This is a genomic window from Streptomyces sp. NPDC006711 (genome assembly GCF_042869775.1).
Lineage (GTDB): Bacteria > Actinomycetota > Actinomycetes > Streptomycetales > Streptomycetaceae > Streptomyces.
The window spans coordinates 265,597-290,790 of the sequence record NZ_JBIAGO010000003.1 but is presented as its reverse complement, the minus strand read 5'-3'; the positions used below and the strand labels follow the sequence as shown (position 1 = coordinate 290,790).

28 protein-coding genes and 1 pseudogene are annotated in these 25,194 nt (G+C 71.9%); 13 read left to right on the top strand and 16 right to left on the bottom strand.

The features are described from left to right. The first annotated feature begins 42 nt into the window (after positions 1 to 42). Positions 43 to 738, top strand: a complete 696-nt coding sequence (locus tag ACFYM2_RS09040) for an SDR family NAD(P)-dependent oxidoreductase (protein WP_388834625.1) — start codon at positions 43 to 45, stop codon at positions 736 to 738. A gap of 119 nt (positions 739 to 857) precedes the next feature. Here ACFYM2_RS09040 and ACFYM2_RS09035 read toward each other — a convergent pair whose 3' ends face one another. The 3 genes from ACFYM2_RS09035 to ACFYM2_RS09025 form a co-directional block, all read right to left on the bottom strand. After that, positions 858 to 1,394 carry an isochorismatase family cysteine hydrolase gene (locus ACFYM2_RS09035; protein ID WP_359003410.1) on the bottom strand — a complete coding sequence of 179 codons (537 nt, stop codon included), beginning with the start codon at positions 1,392 to 1,394 and terminating at the stop codon, positions 858 to 860. 118 nt (positions 1,395 to 1,512) lie between these two features. Continuing rightward, positions 1,513 to 2,358, bottom strand: coding sequence for a hypothetical protein (locus ACFYM2_RS09030; protein WP_359003411.1), 846 nt, complete (start codon positions 2,356 to 2,358; stop codon positions 1,513 to 1,515). Positions 2,359 to 2,361: 3 nt separating this feature from the next. After that, on the bottom strand, positions 2,362 to 2,622 hold the full coding sequence (locus ACFYM2_RS09025) for a hypothetical protein (RefSeq protein WP_388834622.1): 261 nt from the start codon (positions 2,620 to 2,622) through the stop codon (positions 2,362 to 2,364). A gap of 229 nt (positions 2,623 to 2,851) precedes the next feature. Here ACFYM2_RS09025 and ACFYM2_RS09020 point away from each other — a divergent pair, with 229 nt between their 5' ends. Continuing rightward, positions 2,852 to 3,868, top strand: coding sequence for a helix-turn-helix transcriptional regulator (locus ACFYM2_RS09020; protein WP_359003415.1), 1,017 nt, complete (start codon positions 2,852 to 2,854; stop codon positions 3,866 to 3,868). Here ACFYM2_RS09020 and ACFYM2_RS09015 read toward each other — a convergent pair. The 5 genes from ACFYM2_RS09015 to ACFYM2_RS08995 all read right to left on the bottom strand — a co-directional run bounded on the left by ACFYM2_RS09015 (position 3,803) and on the right by ACFYM2_RS08995 (position 9,191). Continuing rightward, the gene (locus ACFYM2_RS09015; RefSeq protein ID WP_359003417.1) at positions 3,803 to 4,825 is read right to left on the bottom strand and encodes a DMT family transporter; all 1,023 of its coding nucleotides are present in this window, start codon (positions 4,823 to 4,825) and stop codon (positions 3,803 to 3,805) included. The genes ACFYM2_RS09020 and ACFYM2_RS09015 overlap by 66 nt on opposite strands. An 84-nt stretch (positions 4,826 to 4,909) precedes the next feature. Beyond that, positions 4,910 to 5,638 (bottom strand): 2OG-Fe dioxygenase family protein, encoded by a 729-nt coding sequence (locus tag ACFYM2_RS09010; protein WP_388459211.1) that lies wholly within the window; start codon positions 5,636 to 5,638, stop codon positions 4,910 to 4,912. A 71-nt stretch (positions 5,639 to 5,709) separates the two neighbouring features. Then, the gene (locus ACFYM2_RS09005) at positions 5,710 to 6,918 is read right to left on the bottom strand and encodes an argininosuccinate synthase-related protein (RefSeq protein WP_359003421.1); all 1,209 of its coding nucleotides are present in this window, start codon (positions 6,916 to 6,918) and stop codon (positions 5,710 to 5,712) included. Positions 6,919 to 7,124: 206 nt separating this feature from the next. Then, positions 7,125 to 8,384, bottom strand: coding sequence for a phosphatase PAP2 family protein (locus ACFYM2_RS09000; protein ID WP_388834619.1), 1,260 nt, complete (start codon positions 8,382 to 8,384; stop codon positions 7,125 to 7,127). A gap of 414 nt (positions 8,385 to 8,798) precedes the next feature. Beyond that, entirely contained in the window at positions 8,799 to 9,191 is a 393-nt protein-coding gene (locus tag ACFYM2_RS08995; protein WP_388834617.1) for a nuclear transport factor 2 family protein, read from the bottom strand. A 134-nt stretch (positions 9,192 to 9,325) separates the two neighbouring features. Here ACFYM2_RS08995 and ACFYM2_RS08990 point away from each other — a divergent pair, with 134 nt between their 5' ends. The 3 genes from ACFYM2_RS08990 to ACFYM2_RS08980 all read left to right on the top strand — a co-directional run bounded on the left by ACFYM2_RS08990 (position 9,326) and on the right by ACFYM2_RS08980 (position 11,435). Beyond that, positions 9,326 to 9,784 (top strand): MarR family winged helix-turn-helix transcriptional regulator, encoded by a 459-nt coding sequence (locus tag ACFYM2_RS08990; protein ID WP_388834614.1) that lies wholly within the window; start codon positions 9,326 to 9,328, stop codon positions 9,782 to 9,784. A gap of 531 nt (positions 9,785 to 10,315) precedes the next feature. Then, positions 10,316 to 10,459, top strand: coding sequence for a hypothetical protein (locus tag ACFYM2_RS08985; protein WP_388459203.1), 144 nt, complete (start codon positions 10,316 to 10,318; stop codon positions 10,457 to 10,459). Positions 10,460 to 10,808: 349 nt separating this feature from the next. Beyond that, a complete protein-coding gene (locus ACFYM2_RS08980) occupies positions 10,809 to 11,435 on the top strand; it encodes a hypothetical protein (RefSeq protein ID WP_388834611.1) in 627 nt (208 codons plus the stop codon). 397 nt (positions 11,436 to 11,832) lie between these two features. Here ACFYM2_RS08980 and ACFYM2_RS08975 read toward each other — a convergent pair whose 3' ends face one another. Further along, entirely contained in the window at positions 11,833 to 12,528 is a 696-nt protein-coding gene (locus ACFYM2_RS08975; RefSeq protein WP_359003432.1) for a TetR/AcrR family transcriptional regulator, read from the bottom strand. A gap of 376 nt (positions 12,529 to 12,904) precedes the next feature. Then, the gene (locus ACFYM2_RS08970) at positions 12,905 to 13,297 is read right to left on the bottom strand and encodes a VOC family protein (protein ID WP_359003434.1); all 393 of its coding nucleotides are present in this window, start codon (positions 13,295 to 13,297) and stop codon (positions 12,905 to 12,907) included. Positions 13,298 to 13,407: 110 nt separating this feature from the next. Here ACFYM2_RS08970 and ACFYM2_RS08965 point away from each other — a divergent pair, with 110 nt between their 5' ends. Next, positions 13,408 to 14,052: a class I SAM-dependent methyltransferase gene (locus ACFYM2_RS08965; protein WP_359003436.1), complete on the top strand. Its 645-nt coding sequence runs from the start codon at positions 13,408 to 13,410 to the stop codon at positions 14,050 to 14,052. Positions 14,053 to 14,132: 80 nt separating this feature from the next. Here the strand turns inward: ACFYM2_RS08965 and ACFYM2_RS08960 are convergent. Further along, positions 14,133 to 14,228 (bottom strand): annotated as a pseudogene (locus tag ACFYM2_RS08960) (VOC family protein); the annotation flags it as partial. Positions 14,229 to 14,387: 159 nt separating this feature from the next. Here ACFYM2_RS08960 and ACFYM2_RS08955 point away from each other — a divergent pair. The 4 genes from ACFYM2_RS08955 to ACFYM2_RS08940 all read left to right on the top strand — a co-directional run bounded on the left by ACFYM2_RS08955 (position 14,388) and on the right by ACFYM2_RS08940 (position 19,416). Beyond that, positions 14,388 to 14,975 carry an AAA family ATPase gene (locus tag ACFYM2_RS08955; protein WP_350228588.1) on the top strand — a complete coding sequence of 196 codons (588 nt, stop codon included), beginning with the start codon at positions 14,388 to 14,390 and terminating at the stop codon, positions 14,973 to 14,975. A 199-nt stretch (positions 14,976 to 15,174) separates the two neighbouring features. Beyond that, positions 15,175 to 16,728: a hypothetical protein gene (locus ACFYM2_RS08950; RefSeq protein ID WP_359003439.1), complete on the top strand. Its 1,554-nt coding sequence runs from the start codon at positions 15,175 to 15,177 to the stop codon at positions 16,726 to 16,728. Between the two features lie 15 nt (positions 16,729 to 16,743). Next, a complete protein-coding gene (locus ACFYM2_RS08945) occupies positions 16,744 to 17,505 on the top strand; it encodes a hypothetical protein (RefSeq protein ID WP_359003441.1) in 762 nt (253 codons plus the stop codon). 123 nt (positions 17,506 to 17,628) lie between these two features. Further along, entirely contained in the window at positions 17,629 to 19,416 is a 1,788-nt protein-coding gene (locus tag ACFYM2_RS08940; RefSeq protein ID WP_388834606.1) for a glycoside hydrolase family 15 protein, read from the top strand. Between the two features lie 122 nt (positions 19,417 to 19,538). On the opposite strand, the gene ACFYM2_RS08935 is transcribed toward ACFYM2_RS08940, so the two are convergent. Together ACFYM2_RS08935 and ACFYM2_RS08930 are read right to left on the bottom strand one after the other, a co-directional pair. Continuing rightward, complete coding sequence (locus ACFYM2_RS08935) at positions 19,539 to 19,814, bottom strand: isoamylase early set domain-containing protein (protein ID WP_350228584.1); 276 nt, start codon at positions 19,812 to 19,814, stop codon at positions 19,539 to 19,541. 160 nt (positions 19,815 to 19,974) lie between these two features. Further along, on the bottom strand, positions 19,975 to 20,535 hold the full coding sequence (locus ACFYM2_RS08930; RefSeq protein ID WP_359003445.1) for a hemerythrin domain-containing protein: 561 nt from the start codon (positions 20,533 to 20,535) through the stop codon (positions 19,975 to 19,977). A gap of 231 nt (positions 20,536 to 20,766) precedes the next feature. On the opposite strand from ACFYM2_RS08930, the gene ACFYM2_RS08925 reads away from it, so the two are divergent. The 3 genes from ACFYM2_RS08925 to ACFYM2_RS08915 all read left to right on the top strand — a co-directional run bounded on the left by ACFYM2_RS08925 (position 20,767) and on the right by ACFYM2_RS08915 (position 22,680). Further along, complete coding sequence (locus tag ACFYM2_RS08925; protein WP_388834603.1) at positions 20,767 to 21,582, top strand: SigB/SigF/SigG family RNA polymerase sigma factor; 816 nt, start codon at positions 20,767 to 20,769, stop codon at positions 21,580 to 21,582. A gap of 31 nt (positions 21,583 to 21,613) precedes the next feature. Further along, the gene (locus tag ACFYM2_RS08920; protein WP_388834600.1) at positions 21,614 to 21,808 is read left to right on the top strand and encodes a hypothetical protein; all 195 of its coding nucleotides are present in this window, start codon (positions 21,614 to 21,616) and stop codon (positions 21,806 to 21,808) included. Positions 21,809 to 22,038: 230 nt separating this feature from the next. Next, positions 22,039 to 22,680: a GNAT family N-acetyltransferase gene (locus ACFYM2_RS08915; RefSeq protein ID WP_388834598.1), complete on the top strand. Its 642-nt coding sequence runs from the start codon at positions 22,039 to 22,041 to the stop codon at positions 22,678 to 22,680. Positions 22,681 to 22,740: 60 nt separating this feature from the next. On the opposite strand, the gene ACFYM2_RS08910 is transcribed toward ACFYM2_RS08915, so the two are convergent. The 3 genes from ACFYM2_RS08910 to ACFYM2_RS08900 all read right to left on the bottom strand — a co-directional run bounded on the left by ACFYM2_RS08910 (position 22,741) and on the right by ACFYM2_RS08900 (position 25,107). Then, on the bottom strand, positions 22,741 to 22,932 hold the full coding sequence (locus tag ACFYM2_RS08910; protein ID WP_350228579.1) for a hypothetical protein: 192 nt from the start codon (positions 22,930 to 22,932) through the stop codon (positions 22,741 to 22,743). A gap of 140 nt (positions 22,933 to 23,072) precedes the next feature. After that, positions 23,073 to 24,662, bottom strand: coding sequence for a phytoene desaturase family protein (locus ACFYM2_RS08905; protein ID WP_388834596.1), 1,590 nt, complete (start codon positions 24,660 to 24,662; stop codon positions 23,073 to 23,075). Further along, on the bottom strand, positions 24,655 to 25,107 hold the full coding sequence (locus ACFYM2_RS08900) for an SRPBCC family protein (RefSeq protein ID WP_359003454.1): 453 nt from the start codon (positions 25,105 to 25,107) through the stop codon (positions 24,655 to 24,657). The genes ACFYM2_RS08905 and ACFYM2_RS08900 overlap by 8 nt, the downstream gene beginning before the upstream one ends. Positions 25,108 to 25,194: the final 87 nt, after the last annotated feature.

The following is a 25,194-nucleotide window of genomic DNA, read 5'->3' as shown; positions in this document are numbered from 1 at the left end:
GTCTAATCTGAAGTTCCTGACCGATTACGTCAAGGAGTGAACGTGCCTACTGCACCCCGGCGTCATGCCCTCGTCGTCGGAGCCTCACGGGGGCTCGGCCTGGTCCTCGCCCGTGAACTGGTCCGTCGTGACTGGCACGTGACCGCCACCACGCGCCGGCAAGATGGTGAGCTCCAGGAGAGCGCCGCCGTCTCGCAGGGGCGGCTGACGGTCGAGTCACTGGAGATGACGAGCCGGGACGGCCCGGCCGCTCTGCGCGAGCGCCTGAACGACCGGCCACTGGACCTGCTCTTCGTCAACGCGGCCATAGACAGGGGAGACCTGCCCATCGACGAGGTACCGACCGAGATGTTCACCGAGGTGATGATCACCAACGCGCTGAGCCCCCTGCGCACACTGGAAGCGCTGCGCGGACTCGTCGTGCCGGGTGGGACGGTCGCGGTGATGTCCTCCGAGCAGGGCAGCATCTCCCGCAACACGGAAGGTGGTTACGAGCTCTACAAGGCCAGCAAGGCCGCCCTCAATCAGCTGATGCGCAGCTACGCCACCCGCCATGGCGACGACGGGCACACCAAATTGCTCATCGACCCCGGCCACAACAGGACCCGGCTGGGCGGACCCGACGCGCCGCTGCTGCCCGAGGAGAGCATCCCGCTCGTCGTCGACGTCCTGGAGGCGCAGGCCGGCTCTCCGGGCCTGCGATTCCTTGACCGCCACGGGGAGACCGTCCCGTGGTGAGGCGGAGACCGACCCATGGTGACGCGGAGATCGACCATTCCGGGGTGAGGCGCCCGGCCGGGACACGCGCCTCCAGAGCTTCAGCCCGCCCAGAGGTTCAGTCCTCAGGGCTTAAGTCCTCAGAGTTTCAGCTCGCTGCTGAGCGGCACATGGGCGTCCATGTTGCGCTCCATCATCCGCAGAGCGGCGTCGGCCAGGTCTTCGTGGATGTGGGCGACGGCATCGCGCGGGACCGTGACCTCAAGGTGGCGGATGTGGGCGTCGAGCGCCGAATAAAGGACGCACTGTTCGGTGACCTGTCCGCTCAGCACCACGTGGGTGATGTCCTGATTCCGTAGCAGATAGCTCAGGGGCGTCTCGTAGAAGATGGAGTGCCGTGCCTTCACCACGAAAAGAGACTCCTTGTCGGGCCGCAGCGGCTCCACGAGGTCGGCGTGGGGCCCCGCGAGTGCCGTCTCCAGAAGCTCTCCATGGTGGGAGCGCCACTGCCCGAAGTTGTCATTGGCGTAGATCACGGAGATGTCCTGGCGCCGTGCCCGGTCGAGCAGATCCACGATGGCGGGCACCGCTGTCCGGGCGGCCGGAAGCAGCAGGTCGGCGTCCGGATGGTCATACGTGTTGATCATGTCGATGACGATGACGGCGGTCTTTCCCATACCTCCACCTTGCATCCGGTCGCCTGGGCGCCGCCTGTCGGGAGCGGGCGCGCCGGGTCGTGTACCCCGTGATGCGGGTGGGGTGACGGAGAGGCTTCGCGGGCCGCCTCCCGAGTGCTCAGACCTCGCCCCGCGCCGGGCACACACTCCCGAGACGCGATACGCGCCAGCCGTCGCCGAGGACCCCGCCCGCCGTGGTGAGCAGTGCTCCGGAACGAGCCCGTACCGCCTCCGTCAGGGCGGCTCCGCGCAGGGTCGGGGCGGCCGTGAGCGTCTGGGCCAGCGCCGTCACGGCTGTCCGGGCGCGGCGTGCCGCGCACATCTGCGGGTGCACGGCCCACACCTGGCGGTCCGAGCCCGCCTCGGAGGCCAGCGCGGTGAACGAGGACAGACCGCAGTCCAGCGGAACGAGGACCGGGCCTTCGCCCGCCGGGAGTTGGGCCACCCTCCGCTGGGACGCCAGGACGGCCGGAGCCCCGGTCGAGTGGCCGGTGAGTCCGGCGCGCGCGGCCGCCGTCTCGACGCGGCGGACGAGCGCGGCCCACTCGGGCCCTTCGTCGTGCGCCGCCGAGAGTTCCGCCGCGCCCAGCGCCGATGCCGCCGCCACAAGGGTGCGCACCAGCGCGTCCTCGTCGGGCGCCCAGCTCAGCGCCGGGGGAGCGGCCGGAACGAACGGCAGCAGACAGGGCAGCCCCACCGACTCATAGACGGACAGGGCCCGGCGGGTGCCCAGGGTGTCGCAGTGCCCGAGGACGGCCGTGTAACCGGCCCGGGCGACGGACTCCGCGACCCCGGGCGACTCGTCGTGCACGCACCACTCGGCGACGTCCGGGCACGAGGCCCGCGCCCGGTCGACCTCCCCCAGAAGGACCGTGCCCCAAGCCGTGCGCGGCCCGGTCAGCGGGGCGACGACGGCGACGCTCGGACGCTCCGCCGCGTCAGGCCCTGATCTTGGACACTGCACGGTTCAGCCCCAGATGAAGGAGTCGCCGCTGTCGACCATGGCGGAGGTGCCGGGAGCCGAAGTGGCCGTCGTGGCGGTGACCGGCGCAGAGGCGCGCGCGGTCGCGGTGGCCGGCCCGGACAGACCGGCGACTGCCGTCGCGGCGCACACGGTGAAGGCGACCGCGGCCGCCGCCCGCGAGGGCCACGTCCGGCGCGTGGGCGGTGTGACAGTCTCCACACCGGCGGCGGTTGCGGAGCGGGACGAGGCGATGGGCACGGACATACGAGTTCCCCCCTGGAAGCGATCGTTCGGTGCCTGACCAGCATGTCCGTCGTCCCCATCGGCCGTCACGCGGTGATGAGTTCCGGGACCGGACATGGCCAGGGGCGGACGACGGAACCGCGCCGGGAGGTCCGTATTCCGGACGGTGCTGTTCCCCCGCGTGTGATCATTTCTAAGATCATTGTCGGAGGATCACCCGGGAGCAGCCGACGGAGTGGGGGCGGACAGGGTGGACGCACGCGCAAGGGCCCAGGATCTCTACCGCATCGCCCTCGACGATGCCGCCTGGCACCCACAGGCCCTGACCGAGAGCCGTGGCTGGAGCGGCACCGAATTCGCCGAGGCGCTGCAACTGCTCGGCAGACTCGGCCTGTTCGTGCCGTCGCCGGACACCCGCAACGGCTGGACCGCGCTGGCCCCCGACACCGCCCTGCGCAACCTTCTCGTCGAAGAGGAGAAGCACACCGGCGCCCTGCTCACCGCCGTACAGCAGACGCGGTCCGCGCTCGCGCAGGTCGTGGCGGACTTCCAGCCCGTGCACGCCCGCGAACTGTGCTCCGTGCGCATGGAGGTGGTGACGGGCGCGGCCAATGTGTCGGCCGCCCTGGAGGACGCCTCGCAGCGCGTCGAGGAGGAGGTGCTTTCCCTGCACCCCGGTCGCGCGCTGCCCCCCGAGATGGTCGAGGCGGGGTTCGAGCGGGACCGGCTCGCGCTCGAGCGGGGCGTACGCCTTCGCACGATCCATCTCGGCTCGGCCGCCGCCGTCCCGCACATGGCCGCCTACCTGCGCCGTCTGGGCGGCGCGGGCGGTCAGGTGCGCACCGCGCACACCCTGCCGCTGCGGCTGATCGTGGTGGACCGCGCGCTGGCGATCGTCCCGGCCCCGCAGCTCACGGATGGCGAGATCGCCGCCGTCGTGCTGCGTGGCGAGACACTGGTCGGGGTGTTCCGAGGGATCTTCGAACACTGCTGGGCGGGTGCGAGCGTGCCGGCTGAAGCCGCCGGCGGCGGTGATGCCGGCGGCGGCACGGAGGAGAACGGCGCCGACTGGCGGCCCACCGGACGCCACCGTGAGCTGGTGCGGATGCTCGCCGGAGGACTGACCGACGAGGCGATGGCCCGCAAACTCGGGGTCTCCGAGCGCACGGTCCGCCGCCTCGTCTCCGAACTCACCGAACGGCTAGGCGCGGCCAGCCGCTTTCAGGCCGGTGTCAGCGCCGTCCGCCTCGGCTGGCTCGACGACTGAGACGTGGTCGGCGGCCGCCGTCCCGGACGTCTCGCCCGCCACGTCCGGCTCCGGCGCGCCTTCCCTCGGCGCCGCCCCGCGCCCCCACGCGGTCCCCGCGAGGACCAGGAGGGCGCCCGCGAGCCCGAGCCACCCCGGCCGGTCGCCCGCGAGGGCGATACCCACCACCGCCGCCCACACCGGCTCCGTACCGAGCAGCAGGCTGACCCGCGAGGGCGAGGTACGGCGCACGGCCCACATCTGCGTGAAGAAGGCGAACAGCGTGCAGAACGCCGACAGGTACAGCAGCCCGAGCCACTGTCCGGCCCCGAAGCCGACGGCCGCCGCCCATGGCGTGCCCCCGGTCCCCGGCGCCGCCGAGAGCAGCGCGAACACCACGACGGCGCCGCCCAGTTGGACCGTCGTGAGCGAGAGGGCGTCCGCTCCCCGCACCGACCGCATCCGTGACATCGCCAGGACGTGGACGGTACGGGCCACGGCGGCGCCCAGCATCAGGAAGTCACCGAGTGAGGGGCTGGTGAAGCCGGCGCCCTGGGTCAGAAGCAGCACGCCGAGCACCGAGACCCCGGCGGCCGCCACGAAAGACCGCGACAGCCTCGTGCGCCGCAGCCGGGCCTCGGCGATGGGGGTGAAGATCATCGTCAGGCTGATGATGAGGCCCGCGTTGGTCGCCGAGGTCGCCACGACTCCGTACGTCTCCAACAGGAAGATCCCGGAGAGGATGAGCCCTAGGAGCCCGGCCCCGCGCAGCTGGGCGCCGCTCAGCGCCCGCAGCCTGCGCCACCCCGCCACGACCAGGACCGGCAGCACCACCGCGAACCGCAGCACGAGGACCGCGAGGACCGTCCGCGTCGTGGTGACGTCCTTGGCGGCGAGATAACTGGAGCCCCACACCACGGCCACCAGGAGGACGGGCAGGTCGGTCAGCCAGGCGCGCCGGGCGGCGGTGATGCTCATGGGGACTCCTCAACAGGGGCGCGCCGGGGCCGGGGTCGGCCCCGGCGTACCCACGGGTTCGGGCTCGGTGGGAACGGCCGCCGCTCAGCGCGCGGTGTAGGCGATCACCAGGACGTCGCGGTGCGCGGGGAGAGCGGAGTCCACGGGCGTCACCGGGGTCACCGAGTGCAAGGTGCGGCGGTCGTCACCGAGGAGCAGATCACCCGGCTCGGACAATGTGGTGGTGAGCAGGTGCTCGCCCTCGTCGGTGTAGACGCCGCTCTCGCCACCGGCGACATTGGTGCGGCCGATCATGAGCGAGGTGATGAACGTGACGCCGTCACGGTGGCGGCCCTCGGGAGCCGGCTGCCCCGTCTGGTCGGCGGACGCGCTGACGCGGTACGGGTGGAGCTTCACGTTCCACGATGCCGTGCCGTCAACAGCGCTGAAGATCCTGCCGAGTTCGACGAGAACGGAACGCAGCAGCGGATCGCCGGTGAAGGAGTCGGTCAGCGGGTCGAAGACGCGCTCCACGCCGCCGTTGAGCGGATTGATGTCCGACTCCTGGCGGTAGGGCGCGTGCGGCAGCAGAGTGAGCTCGCCGGCCGCCGGGTCGAGGTCGAACTGGCCGTAACGACGGAAGCGGTAGGTGCCGCCGTCGGCCATGTGCGTGTCAAGGGTGAGCTCGTCCCAGTGCGCCGCGAACCGCGCCCAGGCGGCGGCGTCGGCTCCGATCAGGGCGGACAGCTGGGCTGCGGGCAGCAGATGGCCACCGGCCCCGGCGAGGGCGGTGACGGCGGCGACGGCCGCGGGGTGGGCAACGGCAGTGGTCATGGAAGTGCTCCGTGCGTAGGGGGTGTGGGGCGAGGGCGGGACGAGGCGGGCCCGGTGGGCCAGGAGCGGGGTCAGGCCGCGGCGAGCAGCGCTGAAGCCGTGCGGGCGAACGGCGCGGACTCGGCGGCGATCGCGTGCTCCTCCCAGGCCTCCCGGTCGCGCAGGTACAGGGGCCGGCCCGCCGTGATGGCGCGGGTGTCGGCGCCTCCGGCGCGCAGCCGCCACGTCACCGAGCCGCTGGTGCGCGCCGCGCACGCGTCGATGAACGCCTGGACGGTGAGCCGCAGTTCACCGAACCAGCGGCCCTCAAGGGCCTCGCGGGTCCAGACCTGCTCCAGGCTGCGCTTCTCGCGGATGAGCTCGGCCTCAAGGCAGGCGCTCTCCACGTGCCGGTAGCCGCTGAGCAGCAGCCAGGCGGCGGGCATCTCGCGGATCTCCAGGACCTTCTCGCCGTGGTCGAGGTGTTCGAGCCCGGAGTAACGGCCGAGGCCGTACGCGCCGACCCGGTGGTTGAGCCGGGCGACGAGCTCGGTCAGGGGCAGGGGCTCGCCGTCGAGGGCGACCGGGCGGCCGTGCTCGAAGGTGACCGTCAGATCGTCGGTCGCGCCGGGCGCGGCGGTCGGCCGGCTCCAGGCGTACATCTCCTCGGGAACCTCGTGGTGCTCGGGGTCGTCGAGGATGCCCGACTCGAACTCGCGGCACCACAGGTTGGAGTCGCCGCTGACGATGCGTCCCGCGAGCAGGTCGATGCCGGCGGCCCGCAGTTCGACGAGCTTGTCGTCGCGGCTGACGGGGTCCAGGTCGTACGGGCTGCCGAACGCGCCCTGATAGCCGAGCAGACCGAGCGCTCCATTGAGGCGGCGCAGGGTGTTCTGCGAGCGGTTGGCGGTGTGCAGGACGGCCTGGGCGCCGAGCTCGTGGGCCAGGGCGACCGCGCTGTGCGCGATGAGGGGGCGGCTCAGCGTGGAGCTTACCGGGTGGATGCCGAGGTAGACGGCCTGGGCGGCGATGGCCGGGGCGACGTACTGGTCGGCGAACTCCTCGCGCCGGTCCAGGATGTGGATCGTGGCCCCCAGCGCCTCGGCGACCTGGCGCTTGTAGGTGCTCGACTCGTCCTCGCCGATGTCGACGCTCACGGCGTGCACGTCGCGCACGCCCATGCGGCGCAGTCGCAGCAGCAGATACGAGCTGTCGAGCCCACCGCTGAACAGGGTCACGACGGGGCGGTGGGGATCGAGCTCTTCGAGCTGCGAGAAGGAACGTATGAGCGCGGGACGCATGGCCTCTCCAACCTCTGCACTGGTCACAGGTCGAAGACTTCCTCCTCCGCGCCCCCGTCACAATGCTTTGCCGTCGTCCACGCCCGGCCATGGCCGGACCCGGAAGCGGCGCGGGCCGGAGCCGGCCGCTGGGCGGGGCGGGGTGGAAAAACGGCCCGGTGAGGCGGCACAAGGCGCTGCCTCACCGGGCCGTGGAGCGTCGTGGCTCAGGCGAGTTCGGGCTGCGGCTGGGGCTGCGGCTGCCGGGGCGCCGGGATGACGACGGGCTCCAGCTCCTTGACGGTCCGTACGTAACGGTGCACGACCGAGGCCACCGCGAGCAGCATCAGGGGCCCGGCCACCCACGGGAGGTGGGCCATCTGCAACGGCAGGTAGCGGTAGGAGAGGAGCAGCGCGGTGAAGACGATCGCGCCATGGGCGACGAGCCGGATCGAGGCGCGGTCCCAGCCGAAGGAGAGGGCACGCAGCCCGGCCTCCACGGTAAGGGTGAAGACGACGCCCGCGATGATGTCGGTGCCGTAGTGGTAGCCGAAGCCGAGCGTGGCGCCCAGGGTGGCGAGCAGCCAGAGCGCGCCGCCGATCCGCAGCGCGAGCGGGCCCTTGCGGGAGTGGAGGAAGATCGCGGTGGCCCAAGCGGTGTGCAGGCTGGGCATGCAGTTGCGCGGGGTGTGCTCGTCGAAGGGCATGTGGTGCGGCGCGGCGATGGTGGGCGAGACATGGGGCCAGAGGTCGGCCAGCGCCCAGTGGCCGCCGTCGGTTCCGTACGCGAAGATCGGCCCGACGACCGGGAAGATCATGTAGATGGCCGGACCGAGGAGACCGATCACCAGGAAGGTGCGGACCAGGTGGTGGGCCGGGAAGCGGCGCTCGGTCGACACGTGGCGCAGCTGGTAGAGCGCGACGATGACCGCCGCGACCGCGAGCTGGATGTAGACGTAGTCGAGGATGTGGGATCCGACGGTCCCCGTGGCCTCGACGATCCGGCCGGCCAGCCACGACGGGTTGCCCAGGGCGTGGTCGGCCGTCGCCACGTACTGGTCGAGCACGGACGGCCGGGTCTTGGACGTGATCAGCAGCCAGGTGTCACCGGTCTTGCGGCCCGCCACGAGCAGCAGCCCGAGCCCCACGCCCTTGAGCAGCAGCACCCGCTCGTTGCCGGTCCGGCGCACCACGGCGATCACCGCGCACGCCAGGATCACCCACAGAGCGCCGTTGCCGAACATCATCTTGGCGTGCAGGGGCCACCGCACCAGGAAGAAGACCAGGTCGATCCCGACCGCGGCCCCCGTCGCGATGAAGCGCTCGCGCCAGGAGAGCACCACCATCATCAACGCCATGCCGGCATACAGGAGCGGCCCCGACTTGGGCGCGAAGATCACTTCGCGCGCCTGGTTGGTCATCGGGCCCGGCATCCCGTAGTGACGCGCGGCGATCTCCAGCAGTACGAGAAAAGCGAGGGCCACCACGCTCGCCACGGTCCACAGGACCGCCCGTGGCCGACGCCAGGCAGCGAGCAACTGTGCGCGGTGTGTTCGGGACGATATCCGCGAGGCTATAGGTATCAATTGATTGGCCCATGTGTTTTTGTCGGACGCCGGTGGACTGACCGCTCTCCATGCCTGGTGGCACGGGTTTTCGGGGTAGCGCGGGCGGTGCGGACGAGCGGTAAGGGTTCGATCATGCTAACGGAGGTATACGAGCGGGTTACGCCGGATGGTGACGGGCGAGGGCCCTGCCGCCCCGCCCGAGGGGGCCAAGCCCCAGCTCAGCGGGGGCGTGGTGGGGGCCGACAAACCCTCCCATCTCATCCCGCCCTCCCCTCTCGCCCCGCTCGGCTCCCTCGGTGGGTTCCGCCCGGCCCCGGCCCGTCCGTCACTCGGTCAGCGGGCGCTGCCCAGATTCTTGTCGGCCTCACTTCCCTCCAGCATCAAGGTCACCTCTTCGATCCGGCGGAACCGGCCGTCGGCCGCCAGGTCGGCGAAGACGTACACCTCGGTCACCACGGTGGAACCGTCGCGCTTGGTCACCCGGACGGTGTGCCGGTCGGCGTAGCGGTCGCCGTCGAACAGTTCGTCGTGCACCTCGACGGAGCCCGTGGCCACGACCGAGCGGACGTGGGCCATGTGCTGGAGGAAGGCGTCGCGGTCGTCCCAGCTTCCGTTGGTGCGCTGGCGGTAGTCGGGCGCGAAATGCCGGTCCGCGGCCTCGTTCAGGTCGAGCCCGGGCGTGAAGATCAGGTCGTCGAGGGCGGTGGCGATGGTGGTACGAGCCATGACGGAACTCCTTGTTCGGTACGCGGTCAGGTACGCGGTCAGGTGCGCGGTTCGTCAAGCAAATGCGTGCGCCGCGCACGCTTCGCCGCAACTGTAACCCACTTGCGTGCGTCGCGCACGCTATTCTTCCGTCCATGGAAAACGACGTGGGGCGAGAGATCGCCGAGTCACTGGGTGTCCTGCTCAAGCGCAGCACCCGCATCGGGCTGCACCGGACCCTGACCGCGGGCATGGGGGAGGCCGTGGACGAGCTGACGTATCCGATCCTGAGCGGCTTGGAGCGCACCGGTCCGCGCAGCGCGGCGGACCTGGCTCCGGATGTCGGGCTCGACCGGTCGGGCGTTACCCGCCGGGCCTCCCGCCTCGAAGCCGCGGGGCTCGTGCGGCGCGAACCGGATCCCGGGGACCGGCGCGCCACCCTGCTCGCGCTGACGGAGGAGGGGGAGCGTGTGGTGGAGACGCTGCGGGAGCGCCTGGCCGGACACATCGCCGCCGGCCTCGCCTCGTGGCCGCCGGGTGAGGCGGCGGCCTTCGCGAGGAACCTCCAGCGCTTCGTCGCCGAGGGGTCGTTCGGTCAGGAACTGGCCGGCTGATCATGGTGGACGTGAGGCTGATCGCCCAAGTTCCGTTCGGCGCGCGACCGTCGGGCAATGAATGAAGGTGAGGGCTGATGCTGGTGGGGGTTGTGCAGGCGGGTCCTGTGCACCGATCTGGCCATCGCAGCAGCCCGCGCGATGCGACAACTCGGGTGTGTTTGAGCTTTTTGATGGTCCGTTCGACGGTGTTGCGTTGCTTGTGCCGTTCTTCGTCGAAACCTGGCGGCTGTCCGCCACGCGGGCCTTTGCACAGGCGGGGATCTCCCGCGTTCCCATTCAAGAAACGCGGAGCATTTTCAGCACCGGCCCGAATTCGGTGCGGTCCGCGCGTTGCCCTGGCGTGACGACCAGGGGCCGTGGGACAGCGCTCGTCCGCGCTCGGATGCAGCTCTGATGTGAACTCGCCGCGCGGTTGATATGTGCACCCTCGCTCATTGGGGTGACACCAAGGTTGACAGTGGCGCGGCCGGGTAACCCTTCTGCAATTCTTCGCACTCTCCGTGCGCGATTCCCCGGAAGGAAATGATGATGGGCGCTCTGGTGACAACACTCCTCAGCGGAGCCAACGCGGTCGAGGGGACCGTCCTTCCTCTGGTCAACGCGCTTACGTATGTCGTCGGCCTCGGTCTCCTGCAGGTGTCGCAACTCGGACTCCTCGGGCTCCTCTCCTGACGAAAGCGGAAGCTCCGATTGCCGGCTACGGCTCAAGGGGCGAACGGAGCTTCGCTGTGCGGATGCGCATCCCTCGGTAACCGGCCGTCGGAGACCGGAGCCGGGGAAATACGTGAACGTCCACAAACTCCCGCTCACAAGAGGCGGTGGGCGATTCCCGCGCGATACGACCTGCGACCACTTACAAAAGCCGTGCATTTGCACAAGAAGGACTTCAAGCCAGAATATGAATAATCAGGCCATTTAAGTCATTGGATCATTCAATATGACGAATTCGGCGCCTTCTCGGCTACGTTGATGAGTGCCAGCCGGAGAATTTCTCTGACTGAGCAAAGGGAAGGCGTACATCATGCGCTCCACGCGCACCACCCTCATTCCCCGTACGGTCCTGCTCGCCGCGATCGCCGCGGCCGGCCTGGCCTTCACCCCCACCCTCGCCTCCGCGACGGCCCCGGCCGAGACGAGCAGCATCAGCACAACCACCGGTTTCGGCATCCTCGGGTTCCCGGGTGCCAACGGTGCCAACGGCGTAGGCAGCAATGGCGGTGTCGGCGGTCTCGGCGGCACCGGGGGCGCGGCAGGTGCCAACGGCAACGGCGGTACCGGGGGTGTCGGCGGCAACGGCGACGGCAGCGGGAGCACCGGAGGCGCAGGTGGCACCGGCGGTGCCGGTGGCGCCAACGGCAACGGTGGCGCCGGCGGCTTCGGTGGCGCGGCCAAGCTCGGCGGTACGGGCGGCAAGGGCGGAGTGGGCGGCGTCGGCGATGCCGGTACCGGGATCGCAGGCGGCAAGGGCGGCAACGGCGGCGCGTCCATCGCCGGCGGCGGCCACACCGGTGGCAAGGGCGGCGCCGGCGGCGCGGCCAGCCCGGTGTGCCCCGGCCAGCCCGGCGGCAACGGTACTGCGGCCACATTCACGGCCGACGGCACCACCGGTGCCACAGGAGCAGCCGGCAAGACCACCCTGCCCTGCTGAACGGACTCACGGGCAAGTAGCGGGCCCGTGACCCAGTTGTCGTCAAAATCGGAGTACAGGCCCGACCGTGACAGAAGATCCAGGACGCACTCAGGGGTCTCGTGCGCGGTCCGGGACGCCGGGATGCGGTGAACGATTCAGGAAGCGCCCGGCTGGAAGAACTCCAGCCGGGCGCTCTCGCGTCCGAAAGCGTCGTCGCGCATACCCGGCTCCAGATCGCCCGGCCCCTCGCCGAGGACCTACGCCGGGCCGGGGAGAAACCACTCCGGCCGGCTCACCCCGGCCCGGGTCCGCCGCAGGTACAGGTGCGTCCGCGCTCACTCGTCTGCCCGACCCGTGTTCCCAAACCCCAAGGTGCGAGCCTCTGGCGGGCGGCCGCCATGACGTGCGGGAGGGGTCAGGCGCCGGTCAGGGCGCGGACCTCGGAGCGGTAGACCTCGGCGGGGTCGAAGCCCATGCCGGTGAAATGCCCGGCCAGTTCGAGGGAGAGGACGCCGTGGAGGCGCGTCCAGAACGCGAGGGCGCGGGTGAGCGCCGCGTCGGGGGCCTCGGGGTCGCGCGCCCAGGAGCGGTGTTTCGCCAAGTGGCCGTCGAGCGGTGCCGAGGGCGTCGCGCCGGTGGGGCGCTCCTCGGCCGCGCACGCCGCGAGGAGGACGTCCATGACCTCGGCGGTGATTTGCGTGGTGTCCTCGGGCGCCTTGTATCCCGGTACTGGCGTGCCGTAGATGAGGAAGTACCGGTGCGGGTCGGCCAGCGCCCAGTGACGCAGGGCGTCCGCGAGGCCGGCGAGATCGGTGCCGGCCTCGGCGTGGGCGCGGAAGGTGTCGGCCAGGCTGCGGTAGGCGTCCCGGATGAGCTCGGTGATCAGGTCGTCGCGGCCGGCGTAGTACCGGTAGAGGGCGGGCCCGCTCACGCCGATCTGTTTGGCGATCGCGTTGAGGGAGAGCGCGGAGGCCCCGGCGCTCGCGATCTGCTCCCAGGCGTGCTGCTTGATCTCCTCGCGTACCTGCGCGCGGTAGCGCTCCCGTGGAGTCCTTGCTTCCAGGTCGGCCACGACCGCCTCCAGGCTGACGAGTGGGTGGTTCTTGTCCATCTTCGTTAGAAGGTATCACCGCCTCGTGTGGCTCTTACGGTGACGCGAGGGGACGGATCCACGGGCAGAGGCTGCCGGTGCGGCCCGGCGCCGGGTGCTCAGGGGCGCGAGGAGCGTCCGCAGCTCGCACCGGACCATGGGGCTCGTGAGGGCTGGTGGGGGGGCAGGGAACCGCGCGACCAGCGACGCACAACCCGCGCCCCGAAAGTGAACGGGGCCGCTGTCTGCGGCACGCGGTCGGTCCAGGGCGACGGACGCGAGGGGCATGCCCCGCCGTGACGGGTGGTGCGCCCCGCCGTAACGGGTGCGCCCCCCGTGGCAGGGTGCTCCGCGGCCCCGATGGTGACTCCCGCATCCCGGCCCGCCCGACGCCCGGCTACGCGGACGGCGCGAGGGTGCGCAGGACGCAGAACTCGTTGCCCTCGGGGTCGGTCATGACCACCCAACTCCGGTCCGGCTCCTGGGTGTCCGCCCGGGCGGCGCCGAGCCCCAGCAGTCTCATCACCTCTACCTCGGTGCTGCCGTGGACCGGGCTGACGTCGAGGTGCAGCCGGTTCTTGACGGTCCTGGACTCGGGGACCCGGACGAACACCAAGGTGGGCGGCATCTGTTGGGCCCGTACCTCCTCGACCGTCGGTGTCCAGGAGCCGATCTCGACCATGTTCTCGCCGCGGTCGATCACTTCGAAGTCCAGGACCTGGCACCAGAACGCGGCGAGTCCTTCCGGGTCGTGGCAGTCAACGACCAGCTCGGTGAACCTGCTTGTCATGCTTCTCCCCGATAGTCCCCGATAGTCCCCGGTGGTGCGGACCCCGCCCAGCCTATGAGGTCACCCCCTCACTCCGACAGCGGTGGCGGCCTCTCGACTACCGTCGCCGGGTGACCCATCAAGGCTGGCTGGCAGACACTCGTACCTCCTACGACACCGTGGCCGTCGACTACGCGGACGAGGTGCGCGACCTCCTGGACCGGACCCCCTATGAGCGTGCCGTCCTGGCGCTCTTCGCCGAGCTGGTGAGGTCCGCTGGTGGCGGGCCCGTATCGGATGTGGGATGTGGGTCAGGACGGATCACGGCGCACCTTCGGGGCCTGGGCGTGGACGCGTTCGGCATCGACCTGTCACCGGCGATGATCGAGGTGGCCCGGCGTGAGCACCCGGGGGCCCGGTTCGAGGTCGGTTCCATGACTGAACTTACCCTGGGCGACGCCTCGTTGGCGGGTCTGGTGGCCTGGTACTCGCTGATCCACATCCCCGATGACGAGCTCGATCCGGTCCTCAAGGGCTTCCACCGTGTGGTGCGGCCCGGCGGCCCGGTGCTGCTCGGCTTCCACGTGGGGGACGAGACGAGGCTCAAGACGTGGGGCTACGGGGGCCACCCGATGAAGGTGTACGTGCACCGTCGTCGGCCCGACGAGCTGGCCGCGCGGCTACGGGCGGCCAGCTTCACTGTCGAGGCGCAGATGACCCTCACCTCGGCTGAGAGCTCCCGAGGAGGCCTGCTGCTCGCGCGCCGTACGGCATGATCTGTCGCGCAAAGGCGTTGCTGAGCAAGGCAGTTGGCCCTGCGGCCGGGCGGTCGCACGTGTCCGGGGCGGGCGAGCCGTCAGCGTGGCGGGGTGCACACGCGCAGCCGGTTGCCGTCGGGGTCACGCAGCTCGATCTCGCGCCCCCAGGGGGCGTCCCGCACCGCGACCCCGAATCTCCGCCGCGCCGGCGTCCTCGACGCGGAGGATCGGGGTGATGTCTTCGTCCATGAACCCCATGCTCTCAACTCCGTCCCGCTGTCCGGGGACGCGCGGCATGATCGGGTGGTACGAGCGCGGAAAGAGGCGGTACGAGCGCGGGTGGAGGGGGAGTTGTGGCGGCGGAAACGGGCCCGGGCGGGTTGATCATTTTTCTGAACGGTACGTCGAGTTCCGGGAAGTCGAGCATCGCCGGGGAACTGCTCCCGATCCTGGGTGACACGTACTTCTATCTGCCGGTGGACGCCTTCCACGCCATGCGGACCACTCCGGCCGACCTCGGGCCGGACCAGCTCAAGGTCGTGCTCGAGCGCACCTGGAGGGGCTTTCACCGGGCGGTCGCGGGTCTGGCGGCGGGCGGAAACAACGTGGTGGTGGACCATGTGCTCAGTGAGCCCTGGCGCCTGCTCGACTGCCTGACGCTGTTCACGCCCGAGGATGTCGTCCTGGTCGGTGTGCGCTGCCCCCTGCCGGAACTGGAGCGGCGCGAACAGCGGCGCGGAGACCGCCCGGCGGGCCTGGCCGCGCGTCAGCTCGACCGGGTCCACGCCCACGGTCACTACGACATCGAATGTGACACCGGCGCCGCGAGCCCGGCCGACTGCGCGCGCCGGATCAGGGACTTCCTGCCGCGCCGTCCACGGCCCACGGCATTCGAGCGGCTGAAGTCGGCCCGGAGCGACGAGATGGCGCGCCGGACCTGACGAGGTGCCGCGCCACGGACCTGGCGAGGTGCCGCTGGTCCATAAGGGTTGGATTTGTCATATTAACCAATTATTTCGGCACGCCTGAAAGCCCCGCGCCGTACGGTCGGTGACCATGGGCCGGCAAAGCGCTTCCCGGCGAGGTTCCGGCGCGATTCGCGAGAAAACCCGGCGCAATTCCAGCGAAAGGGGTATTGGGATGGGGCTCCCGCGCGGTTGTCCAGCCGCTCGGCGCACGGTGCTCCTCGTCGCGTTCACGGCCGTCGCCACCCTGCCCGGATCGCTGGGGGGCCCGGCGCCGACGGCCCGTGCCGGGGGAGTGGGCGAGCACAATTTGCAGTTGGCGGTCACCGTCAACACCCGTCCCGGCACCGGCGCCCTGCGCCCGGGAATCCGGGTGGGCTCCCCGGTGGTCAAGGTGTACCGGCTGACCAACCACGGCGAGGCGGACCTGTCGGGCGTCCGGGTGTCCGATCCGGACGTGCCGGGCGCGCTGATCCGGTGCGCGGGGGAGTTGGGGCGATTGGGGCAGCTGGCGGCGCTGTCCAGTGCCACGTGCACCGCCGAGCTGCCCGCGACCCCGGGCACGCACACCGCCTGGGTCGTGGCGTCCGGTGTGGTCCCGTCGCTCGACCTGCGCCTGCGGGCGTCCGAGCGGAGCGGATACGGCGGGGTCGCAGGGGCGCTCGACCTCTCCGAGAACGTGCGGCTCATCAGCTTCACCGAGGCCGAACTCCACTACGTGCTGGCCAATCCGGGCAACAGGACGGTGTACGGCATTCAGCTGGTCGACCCGGTGCTGGCGCCGGGCCCCTTCGACTGCGGTGGCCGGGCGGACGTTCCCGACCTCGCCCCCGGCGCGTCCGTCACCTGCGTGGTGCGGGTGCGGCGGGCCCCGGGCTCCTACACCAGCGCCGCGACGGCCACCGGAAGCGACCGGACGGACACCCTGAGCCCCGCCGGTCTCAGCGTGCCGCCGCCGCTGCTCACCGCACGGTCGAGCGCGTCCTTCGTCCTGCCCGCGCTGCCACCCCCGCCGCCCCCCGCCACCGCGCAGCTCCCGCCCCCACTTCCGCGCGCCGCCCCGCCCCGGCGGCCGTCCTCCGGGAGCGGCCCGCCGGGCGCGGCGGGCCCGCCGAACGGGCCCGCTCCCGGTGAGCCCGGCGGACCAGGCGGACCAGGGGGCCCGGGCGGCTCCGGCGGACCTGGTGGCCCGGGTGGCTCCGGCGCGGCCGCCGGCTCCGGGGCTCCCGGCGCCCTCGCGGCACCTGCTGCCGCCCCCGGCGCTCCCGCAGGCGCGGGCGCGGGTCCCGGTGGCGCCACAGGGCCCGGCGCCCCCGCCGCACCCGAAGCGCCCGCCGAGCCGGGCGCACCCGCCGCACCCGGCGCCACCGGTGGCGCGGGCGCCGCGCCCGCAGCGCCTCCCGGACCTGGCGCGCCCCCGGCGGCTGAACCACCCGCACCGGCGGCCCCCGTCGCGCCGGGCGCCGGCGCCGGTGGCGCCGCCGCGCTGCCACCCGGTGTCGCGCCGGCCGTGCCCCCCGCCGCCGTGCCCCCCAACGCCGTACCGCCCAGTGCCGTACCCCCCACCCCGCCGAAGGCAGCGCGGCCGCCCGCCCAAACGGCCTCGTTCCTCGGCCGGCTGCAACACCACGCCAAGGCGCACCCCGCCCTGTCGATGGCGGCCCTGCTCCTGCTGTTTCTCCTGCCGGCCGCCCTGGCGGCACTTCTGCTGGGCTCACGCCGCCCGTAAACCCGAGGAGCCCTCGTGTCCCATGCCGCGCAGGCCCTTGCCATCACCCTCGCGGTGGCGTTGTTCGCCGCGGCGGTCGTGCTGGCAAAGCACCGTTTCTTCCCGCCGGACCCCGCCGATGAGCCGCGCGAGGACGTCGCCGAGTACATCTCGATGATGGTGGGTGTCCTGTACGCGCTCGTACTCGGGCTGGCCCTCGTCTCGGTGTGGGAGACCAGCGACAGCGCCTCCAGCCACACGCAGGCCGAGGCGGGCGCCCTGCACCAGACCTACCTCGTGGCGGACGTGCTGCCGCCCGAAAGGCAGACCAAGGTGCGCGCCGTCGCCGAGCAGTACGCCCGGCACGTCGTCACCGCGGAGTGGCCGAGAATGGCCGATCGCCAGGACCTCGGCTCCGAGGGCTGGACGATGCTGGGCCAACTGCGCGCGGCGACCCGGCTCCCCGCCAACGCCACCCCCGCCCAGCAGATCGCGGGCCAGGAACTCCTCTCCCAGCTCGGCACGCTCGACGAGGCGCGGCGCGGACGCGAGCAGGACGCGCAGAGCAGTCTCTCGCCCGTCCTGTGGGTCGGCCTGATCCTCGGCGGGGTGCTGACCGTGGCCTTCATGTTCCTCTTCGGGATCCAGCGCAACGTCACCCACATCGTGATGGTCATGGGCCTGGCCGCGCTCATCACCTTCCTGGTCCTGCTCATCCACGAACTGGACTCGCCGTTCGGCGGTTACCTCGGCACCGACACCTCGGCGTTCACGCGCTATTTCCCGGTGGCGGCGTGAGCGGGCCCGGGCCGGGTTCTGGACTCACAACGCAAGACAGCGACCGCTGGGTGGCCCCGAGCCCCCTTACCGCACGCCGGGCCGCACTCCATCCCCACCGACCGGATCCGACCGCAAGGGACCATGGTGAGCACATCCGTACTGTCGCCCTCCCCGGACAACCCCCCGCCGATGACCCTGCGCGAGTACGCGCTGATCGCCGACGGCGAGCGGGGCGCGCTCGTGGGACCGCACGGGGACATCGCGTGGATGTGCATGCCCCGGTGGGACTCCGACGCCGTCTTCAGCACCCTCATCGGCGGCCCGGGCCACTACGCGATCACGCCCGTCGGACGGTACGTCTGGGGCGGTTACTACGAGAACGGCACCCTCATCTGGCGCAGCCGCTGGGTGACGGAGAGCGGCATCATCGAGTGCCGCGAAGCGCTCGCGATGCCCGCCGACGCACACCGCGCCGTCCTGCTGCGCCGCCTGCGCGCCGTGGACGGCGAGGCGCGGGTGGCCGTCGATCTGGCCCCGGCCGCGGGCTTCGGCACCGACCGCTCCCAGCTGCCGCACCGCGACGACGACGGCACATGGAGCGCGCGCACGGGCCGGCTGCGCTGGCGCTGGAGCGGCGTGCCCGAGGCGCGTCCCGCCCGGTACGGCCACCGGGGCGGTCTGAAGGCCACGCTCACGCTCAAGCCCGGCGAACAGCGCGATCTCGTCCTTGAGCTGTCGGAGCACGCGCTGCCCGACGTCCCCGAAGCCGACGGGCTGTGGAGCGCCACCCAGCAGGCCTGGTCCCGCGAAGTCCCCTCCCTGGAGCACACGTTGGCGCCGGAGGACGCCCGCCGCGCCTACACCGTGCTGCGCGGCCTCACCAGTGCGTCCGGCGGCATGGTCGCGGCGGCCACCACCAGCCTGCCCGAACGGGCGGAGGTGGGGCGCAACTACGACTACCGCTACGTGTGGGTGCGCGACCAGTGCTACGCCGGGCAGGCCGCTGCCGCCGCCGGGGGACACCCGCTGCTCGACGACGCCGTACGTTTCATCTCGGCCCGGCTGCACGAGGACGGGCCAGGGCTCGCGCCCGCGTACACGGTCGCCGGCGGCCCGGTGCCCCGTCCGACGCAGCTCGCGCTGCCGGGCTACCCCGGCGGTGGCAGCCGCGTCGGCAACCGGGTGAGTGACCAGTTCCAGCTCGACGCCTTCGGCGAGGCGCTGCTCCTGTTCGCCGCCGCCCACCGCCACGGGCGCCTGGACACCGACGGCTGGCGGGCGGTGGAGATCGCGGCCGACGCCATCGAGCGGCGCCGTGACGACGCCGACGCGGGCATCTGGGAACTCGACGCCCAGCACTGGACCCACAGCCGGCTGATCTGCGCCGCGGGGCTGCGCGCCGTCGCGCAGGCCGCGCCCGCCCCGGGCAAGGCGGCCGCGTGGGCCTCCCTCGCCGACGTCATCCTCGCCGAGACGACCGCGGGCGGCCTGCACCCCTCCGGCCGTTGGCAGCGGTCCACGACCGACCCGTCCCTGGACGCCGCGCTGCTGCTGCCGCCCCTGCGCGGAGCCCTGACGGCCGACGATCCCCGTACCACCGGCACCCTGCGCGCCTACCGCGCGGAACTCACCCGTGACCACTACGCCTACCGCTTCCGCCACGACCAGCGTCCGCTGGAGGAGGCCGAGGGCGCCTTTCTGTTCTGCGGCTATGTGGTGGCGATGGCCGAACACCAGCAGGGCAACCAGGCCGAGGCGCTGCGCTGGTTCGAACGCAACCGTTCCGCGTGCGGCCCGCCGGGCCTGTTCGCCGAGGAGTACGACATCAGCCAGCGCCAGCTGCGCGGCAATCTGCCCCAGGCCTTCGTGCACGCCATCATGCTGGAGAGCGCCGTCCGGCTCGCCGCCCCGCCCGACGACGGCCCCTGACCGCCGGGCGGACGCCCTTGGGTTTCCGCCCCGAAACGTCGCGGTCCCCGGCCGCCCATGAGGGTGACCGGGGGCCGCGGAGGTACGTCCGTGCTGCCGCGCGGCGCGGGCGTGCGCGCCGGTCAGGTGTGCAAGCGGCTGTTCGCGCCGTCGTGGCCGTCGGCGCTCTCGTCGTCGAACCAGTAGTCGCCGGCGGCCAGATAGCGGAAGGCGTGCGTGCTGCGGTCGGGCAGCTCCACCGTGACCGCCCGCTTGCCGTCCTGCCGGGCGGTCAGTTCGTGGGTGCCGGGCTGCCAGTCGTTGAAGTCTCCGACGACGCTGACCGGGCCGGGCGGGGCATCTACCGGGAGCACGAACGTGATCTCGATGCTGTCCTTGCGCCGCTTGCGTTCCAGCACGGAAACCTCCTTGGATGGATGGGATTGGGCCCATCCTGGGGCCGCCACCGCGGACCCGCACCCCGACGGCACCGCCGACGCGGCCGTTACGCGCCCCGGACGGCGGAACGCGGGCGGCGGCCGCGCGGCCGTTCGGCGGTGCCCCTCGCCAGGAGGGCGGTCAGGACTTGCCGCGCCCCGTGATCAGGTCACGGGCGCGGTCCACGAGCCCGGCTCCCGGCGCAAGCAGCTTGTTGGCCGGCGGGGTGTCGGGGGCGCCGGGGTGGGGGCGGGTGGGCGCCACCTTCTTCGCCGTACGGATCTTGTCGCCCAGGTCGTCGAGGGCCTTGGCGTCGACAGCCTTGGCCAGGGCGGGGAACAGGTGCTGCTCCTCGTCGGCGATGTGCGCGCGGACCTCCTCGATCAACTTCCCCACCAGGGCGTCGAATTGAGGATCGCCCACGTCCGCCTTCTCCAGGTCCTTGAGCAGCCGCTCGACGGTGGCGTGATCCTTGATCTCCTGGTCGGCGAGGGCGTCGCCGCCGGGCACGTGCTCGCGTACGGCGGGGTAGAGGTACATCTCCTCCGCGACGGAGTGGCGCACCAGCTCGATGGTGAACTGGTCCGCGACCTCGCGGCGCTTGTCGTCACCCGGGGGCAGCGCCTGGATGCGGGCGAAGAATTCCTCCACCTCGCGGTGGTCGGTCTGCAATTCCTGGATGACGTTTCCGCCGTGTCCCATCAATCGGCTCCTTTCGTGTCGCGGGGAGCGTGCCCGGTGCGGGATCCGGTCCCGGGGTCCCCGCCGCCCGCCGGTGCACAGGTTCCCCGGTTCCGCATCCGTTAACGGGGCCGTCCGGGTCCGCCGCCGGGGTGCCTCCCGCGCGGTCACGGTGGGTGAGGCTTCGGGATGCGGGGACGCGGTCGCGCTGGTTCGCTGGAATGGCTCGCGTCCATGCCCAAGGAGCCCGCCATGCCGGCCACCAGCCACAGCCGCGAACAGCGCGGCCACGACGACGCCCCCGACACCACGGCGGCCTTCGCCCGGCTGAGGACGCTCGCCGAGGGGCCCGAGTACGACGCGCTGCGGCACGACCTCGTGGCCCAATGGCTCCCGATGGCGCAGCGCCTGGCGCTCAAGTACCGCAACCGCGGCGCCGAGACCGATGACCTCTACCAGGTCGCCGCCATGGGTCTTGTCAAGGCGGTGGACCGCTACGAGGTCACGCGGGGCCCGTTCGAGGCGTACGCGATCCCGACCATCAACGGCGAGCTCAAGCGGCATTTCCGTGACGCCCTGTGGGCGGTCCATGTCCCGCGCCGGGTGCAGGACATCCGGAACAAGGTCCGGGTCGCCCGCCAGGAGCTCAAGGCCACCCAGCCCGGCGAGCCCACCGTCGCCGAGCTCGCCGCCCGGTGCGGACTGGACGAGCAGGACGTACGCGACGGCCTGGAAGCGCTCGACTCCTTCAAGAGCCTGTCGCTCGAGGCGGAGACCCGCGCGGAGGGCGGCGACGGCGGCAACCGGCTGTCCTTGACGGACACGCTCGGCGCCACCGACCCCGGGTTCGACGCCGTCATCGACCGCGAAGCGATCAAGCCCGCACTCAAAGCCCTCCCGGAACGGGAGTCGAGGATCCTCTACATGCGGTTCTTCAACGACATGACGCAGCATCAGATCGCGGCGGCGCTCGGCATCTCGCAGATGCACGTTTCGCGGCTCCTGAACAGCACCTGCGCGCGCCTGCGCGACGAGGCGCTGGCGGAGCGCCGGGTCGGCGCGGCCTGAGACCTGACACGTCGTCACAGAAGGAGTCACCATGGCGGACAGCGGCAAGAAGGGCCGGAGCAAGGGCAAGGGCAAGGATGTTCCGGTCGGCGTCCCGGCCGGTGAGTCCATGAGGTCCGCAGGCGACGCCGACGAGGTCAAGGAGCGGGTGAAACAGGCCCGGGCGGACATCGAGGGCCGGCCCCGCCAGGCCCGCCCCGCAGGGCCTGGCGGGGAAAAGGCGTAACTGGCCATTCGCGGATCGCGCCGGGGCGCGTCACCCGCACGCGCGATGGCGGCCGCCCTCCCGAAGGGTCCGGGGCGGACGACCGGATGGCGCGATCACGCCCATGGCGAGCGGCACGCCTGGTGGCCGGAATGGCGCTGTCGTAATATGCCCTACGGCTTTTCAGCTATTACCCGCACTCTTTGCCGGCCGCGCGGCCACTCGTCATGGGGGTCTCAATGGTGGAGGACATGGTCAGGACCTGGGCCGACGGCTGGGCCGTCTCGCGGCGGACGCCCGCACACGTCGAGTGGCCCTGGGGCGTCCACATCCAGGTCGCGGACGACCCGCACGAGGTGGGACGCCATGTGCTGCCCCGGGCCGAAGAGGAGTTGGTCCGCGCGGCCACGGCCTGCGTCACGCAGCCGCGCACCTGGTTGAAGACGCCCATCGAGCCGGAGGATCTTGAGCCGTGGCTCCCCGACGGCTGGGTGGTGGCCTGGCAGGACACCGGCCACCTCATGGCCGTGGACCTACTGGCCGCACGGCTGGACGTTCCCGAGGGGTACGCCGTGCGGGTCGAGCAGGTTGGGGCAGTGGTCCACGTGAACGTCCTGCACGCCGCCTCGGGCGAACGGGCGGCCAAGGGGCAGCTGGCCGTCCTCGGGGAGAGCGTCGTCGTCGACCGCGTACGCACCGAAGACGCCCACCGGCGCAAGGGGCTCGGCAAGGTGGTGATGCGCGCCCTCGCCAACCGTGCCCTGGACGGCGGCGCGGTAGTGGGTGTGCTCGGCGCGACCGACAGTGGGCGCGCGCTGTACGAGACGCTGGGCTGGAAGAAGCACGCCACGCTGGCGGAGGGCGTCTACCGGCCCGGGAGCACCGGCGCCTGAGTAGGGTCACGTCCTGGACGCCCGCCCCGCGCAAAGCCGCGCCCGTGACCGCGCGACGCCCTACGGGTCCTGCTTGCCCGCGCGCTGGGCCCGGGCCATCAAGGCGTCTCTGAGGGCGAAGACGGCGGCACGGTCGGCCTCACGGGCGAACCGTTCGAGCAGTTCGGCCGCGCCGGGATCCGGCCCGCCCTCCATCGCTTCGACGAGGGTGGCGATGCTCGGCCACTGGTCGCTGGAATGGCTATCGTCCACGGGATGTCCGGTTCTATTAGCAGATTCGAGGTCGGCATCCGCCCCAACGGTCTACTCATATCAGGACCGGACCGGTCATGGTGCCCGGCAACGGCCCGAACCGCCATATAGAGCACCGCGTTCCGCCCCGTGCCACGGCGTCACACGCGCTGGGCGCGGTGGAGCAGGGAGTGGAGTCCGTGCCTGCGCAGCGCGGCGCGGGCGGCGTTCGCGCCCGGGGCGCCGTGGACGCCGCCGCCCGGATGCGCGGCGGCCGAGGCGAGATAGAGGTTCTTGACCGGGGTCTCGGGCCGCCCGGTGCCGGGCACGGGCCGGAAGATCGCCTGCTGGTGCAGGGCGGTCGTCCCGTTGTTGATGGCGCCCAGGTGCAGGTTCTCGTTCATGGCCTGGAGTGTCGTGGGGGCCAGGACGCGACGGGCTCGGATGAGCGCCCGAAAGCCCGGCGCGTACCGCTCCACCTGCTCCTCGACGCGGTCGGCCATGGCCTGCTGCTCCCGCTCGTCCCACCGGCCGGTGATGGCGTCGGGCCCCGCGTCGGCGGTGATGTCCTGCGGCACATGCGTATAGGCCCACGCCGACTCCGTACCCTCGGGGGAGCGGCTGGGGTCGGCGGTGGTCATCTGGCCGAACAGGACGAACGGTTCACTCGGCACCTGTCCCGTCGCGATCTGGGCGGCGAACCGGGTCAGGCCGTCCACGCCGTCGGCGAGATGGACCGTGCCCGCCCCATGCGCCCCGGGCGCCGTCCACGGCACAGGACCCGAGAGCGCCCAGTCGACCTTGAACGTCGCGAAGTCCCACTGGAAACGCGCCAGATCGCGCACGAGACGGGACGGCAGGTGCTCCTCGCCCACGAGGTCCCGGTACAGGGCGGGCGCCGACACGTTGGCGAGGACGGCCCGCCGGGCCCGGACCGTCTCGCCCCCTTCGGTGGTGACACCGACCGCCGCGCCGCCCCGTACGACGACGGACGCGACGCGCTGCCCGCACCGCACCGCGACCCCGCGTTTCTCCAGACGGCTCACCAGCGCCGACGTCAGGGCCCTGGCGCCGCCGACCGGCACGGGGAAACCATGGCTCTGCCCCAGCATCGACATCAGCCAGCCGAAGCCGCCGCTGACCGCCGACTCGGGGGCCAGGTCGGCATGCAGGGCGCAGCCGGCCAGAAGCAGCCGGCCACCGTCCCCCGCGAACTCCTCCTCGCCCAGGCGCCGTACGGGAAGGGCGAGGCTACGGGCCAGCCGCAGACCGCCCGGCGCACGGAGCTTGGCCGCCAGGCGCAACCCGGCGCGGACCGGTGGGAAGGGCGCGAACAGGGCTCCCACCACATCGGGTCCCACCCGGCACCACATGTCGTACATGGCCTGCCAGGACTCGCCGTCCCGGGGACCGAATCCGGCCAACCCGGCTGCCGTGTCCTGTACGTGACGCTCCAGTACCGCGCTCCTGCCGTCGGGCAGGGGATGGGCGAGGACGCGCGGGGCGTGACTCCAGCGCAGGCCTTCCGCCGCGAGGTCGAGCCGGGCGAGCACGGGGGAGGCGACCGCCAGCGGATAGAAGGCGCTGAACAGGTCCGAGACGTAGTCGGGGTGGACGCCCCGGTCGCTGCGCACCGCGCCGCCCGGTTCGTCCTGGGCCTCCAGCACCTCCACGCTCCAGCCCGCGTCGGCCAGCAGGTTCGCGGCGACCAGCCCGTTGGGGCCGGCGCCGATCACCACGGCGTCAGGCATGCTGGAGCTCCGCGCGGTCCCGCTCGACGACCTTGGCCAGGCGGGCCAGCATCCCGCGGTGCCGCAACTGGAGCAGCGCCTCGGTCACCGGGTTGTGCAGCGTGCCGCCCATGCCGCGCAGCGGATGCTCGTCACAGATCACCAGCGTGTCCGTGCCCCAGGGCCTGAGCCGGAGATGGATCCGCGCGCTGCCCAGCGCCTTGAAGCTCGCCTCGAGTTCCAGTTCCTCGCACGACTCGCTGTGCCGGACGATGGTCGTGCCCTCGCCCGACCAGGGGCCGAGCCGCAGGGTGAACCGCAGCCGGGAACCGGTCGCGGGCCAGGTGTGGTCGAGGGGGGAGGACTTGTCGGGCCCCACCACCCAGTCACCGTAACGATCGGGGTCGGCGAGCACCGCCCACACCGCTTCGGGGGAGCGCCGGATCAACTGATGGCGGATGGCCATGGCAGGAGTCCTCCTTGGGACGTGACCGTGCCGTCGACGGGGGCGCGGACGGGAGCGGCACCGGGTGGGCCGCTGCCGTGACCGGGC

What these genes read in the sequence shown, in the direction of transcription:
- ACFYM2_RS09035 (WP_359003410.1), bottom strand. Translation starts at nt 1,394, where the DNA reads ATGGGAAAGACCGCCGTCATCGTCATCGACATGATCAACACGTATGAC.
- ACFYM2_RS09025 (WP_388834622.1), bottom strand. Translation starts at nt 2,622, where the DNA reads ATGTCCGTGCCCATCGCCTCGTCCCGCTCCGCAACCGCCGCCGGTGTG.
- ACFYM2_RS09015 (WP_359003417.1), bottom strand. Translation starts at nt 4,825, where the DNA reads ATGAGCATCACCGCCGCCCGGCGCGCCTGGCTGACCGACCTGCCCGTC.
- ACFYM2_RS09010 (WP_388459211.1), bottom strand. Translation starts at nt 5,638, where the DNA reads ATGACCACTGCCGTTGCCCACCCCGCGGCCGTCGCCGCCGTCACCGCC.
- ACFYM2_RS09005 (WP_359003421.1), bottom strand. Translation starts at nt 6,918, where the DNA reads ATGCGTCCCGCGCTCATACGTTCCTTCTCGCAGCTCGAAGAGCTCGAT.
- ACFYM2_RS08995 (WP_388834617.1), bottom strand. Translation starts at nt 9,191, where the DNA reads ATGGCTCGTACCACCATCGCCACCGCCCTCGACGACCTGATCTTCACG.
- ACFYM2_RS08990 (WP_388834614.1), top strand. Translation starts at nt 9,326, where the DNA reads ATGGAAAACGACGTGGGGCGAGAGATCGCCGAGTCACTGGGTGTCCTG.
- ACFYM2_RS08985 (WP_388459203.1), top strand. Translation starts at nt 10,316, where the DNA reads ATGGGCGCTCTGGTGACAACACTCCTCAGCGGAGCCAACGCGGTCGAG.
- ACFYM2_RS08980 (WP_388834611.1), top strand. Translation starts at nt 10,809, where the DNA reads ATGCGCTCCACGCGCACCACCCTCATTCCCCGTACGGTCCTGCTCGCC.
- ACFYM2_RS08975 (WP_359003432.1), bottom strand. Translation starts at nt 12,528, where the DNA reads ATGGACAAGAACCACCCACTCGTCAGCCTGGAGGCGGTCGTGGCCGAC.
- ACFYM2_RS08970 (WP_359003434.1), bottom strand. Translation starts at nt 13,297, where the DNA reads ATGACAAGCAGGTTCACCGAGCTGGTCGTTGACTGCCACGACCCGGAA.
- ACFYM2_RS08950 (WP_359003439.1), top strand. Translation starts at nt 15,175, where the DNA reads ATGGGGCTCCCGCGCGGTTGTCCAGCCGCTCGGCGCACGGTGCTCCTC.
- ACFYM2_RS08940 (WP_388834606.1), top strand. Translation starts at nt 17,629, where the DNA reads ATGGTGAGCACATCCGTACTGTCGCCCTCCCCGGACAACCCCCCGCCG.
- ACFYM2_RS08930 (WP_359003445.1), bottom strand. Translation starts at nt 20,535, where the DNA reads ATGGGACACGGCGGAAACGTCATCCAGGAATTGCAGACCGACCACCGC.
- ACFYM2_RS08925 (WP_388834603.1), top strand. Translation starts at nt 20,767, where the DNA reads ATGCCGGCCACCAGCCACAGCCGCGAACAGCGCGGCCACGACGACGCC.
- ACFYM2_RS08920 (WP_388834600.1), top strand. Translation starts at nt 21,614, where the DNA reads ATGGCGGACAGCGGCAAGAAGGGCCGGAGCAAGGGCAAGGGCAAGGAT.
- ACFYM2_RS08915 (WP_388834598.1), top strand. Translation starts at nt 22,039, where the DNA reads ATGGTCAGGACCTGGGCCGACGGCTGGGCCGTCTCGCGGCGGACGCCC.
- ACFYM2_RS08905 (WP_388834596.1), bottom strand. Translation starts at nt 24,662, where the DNA reads ATGCCTGACGCCGTGGTGATCGGCGCCGGCCCCAACGGGCTGGTCGCC.
- ACFYM2_RS08900 (WP_359003454.1), bottom strand. Translation starts at nt 25,107, where the DNA reads ATGGCCATCCGCCATCAGTTGATCCGGCGCTCCCCCGAAGCGGTGTGG.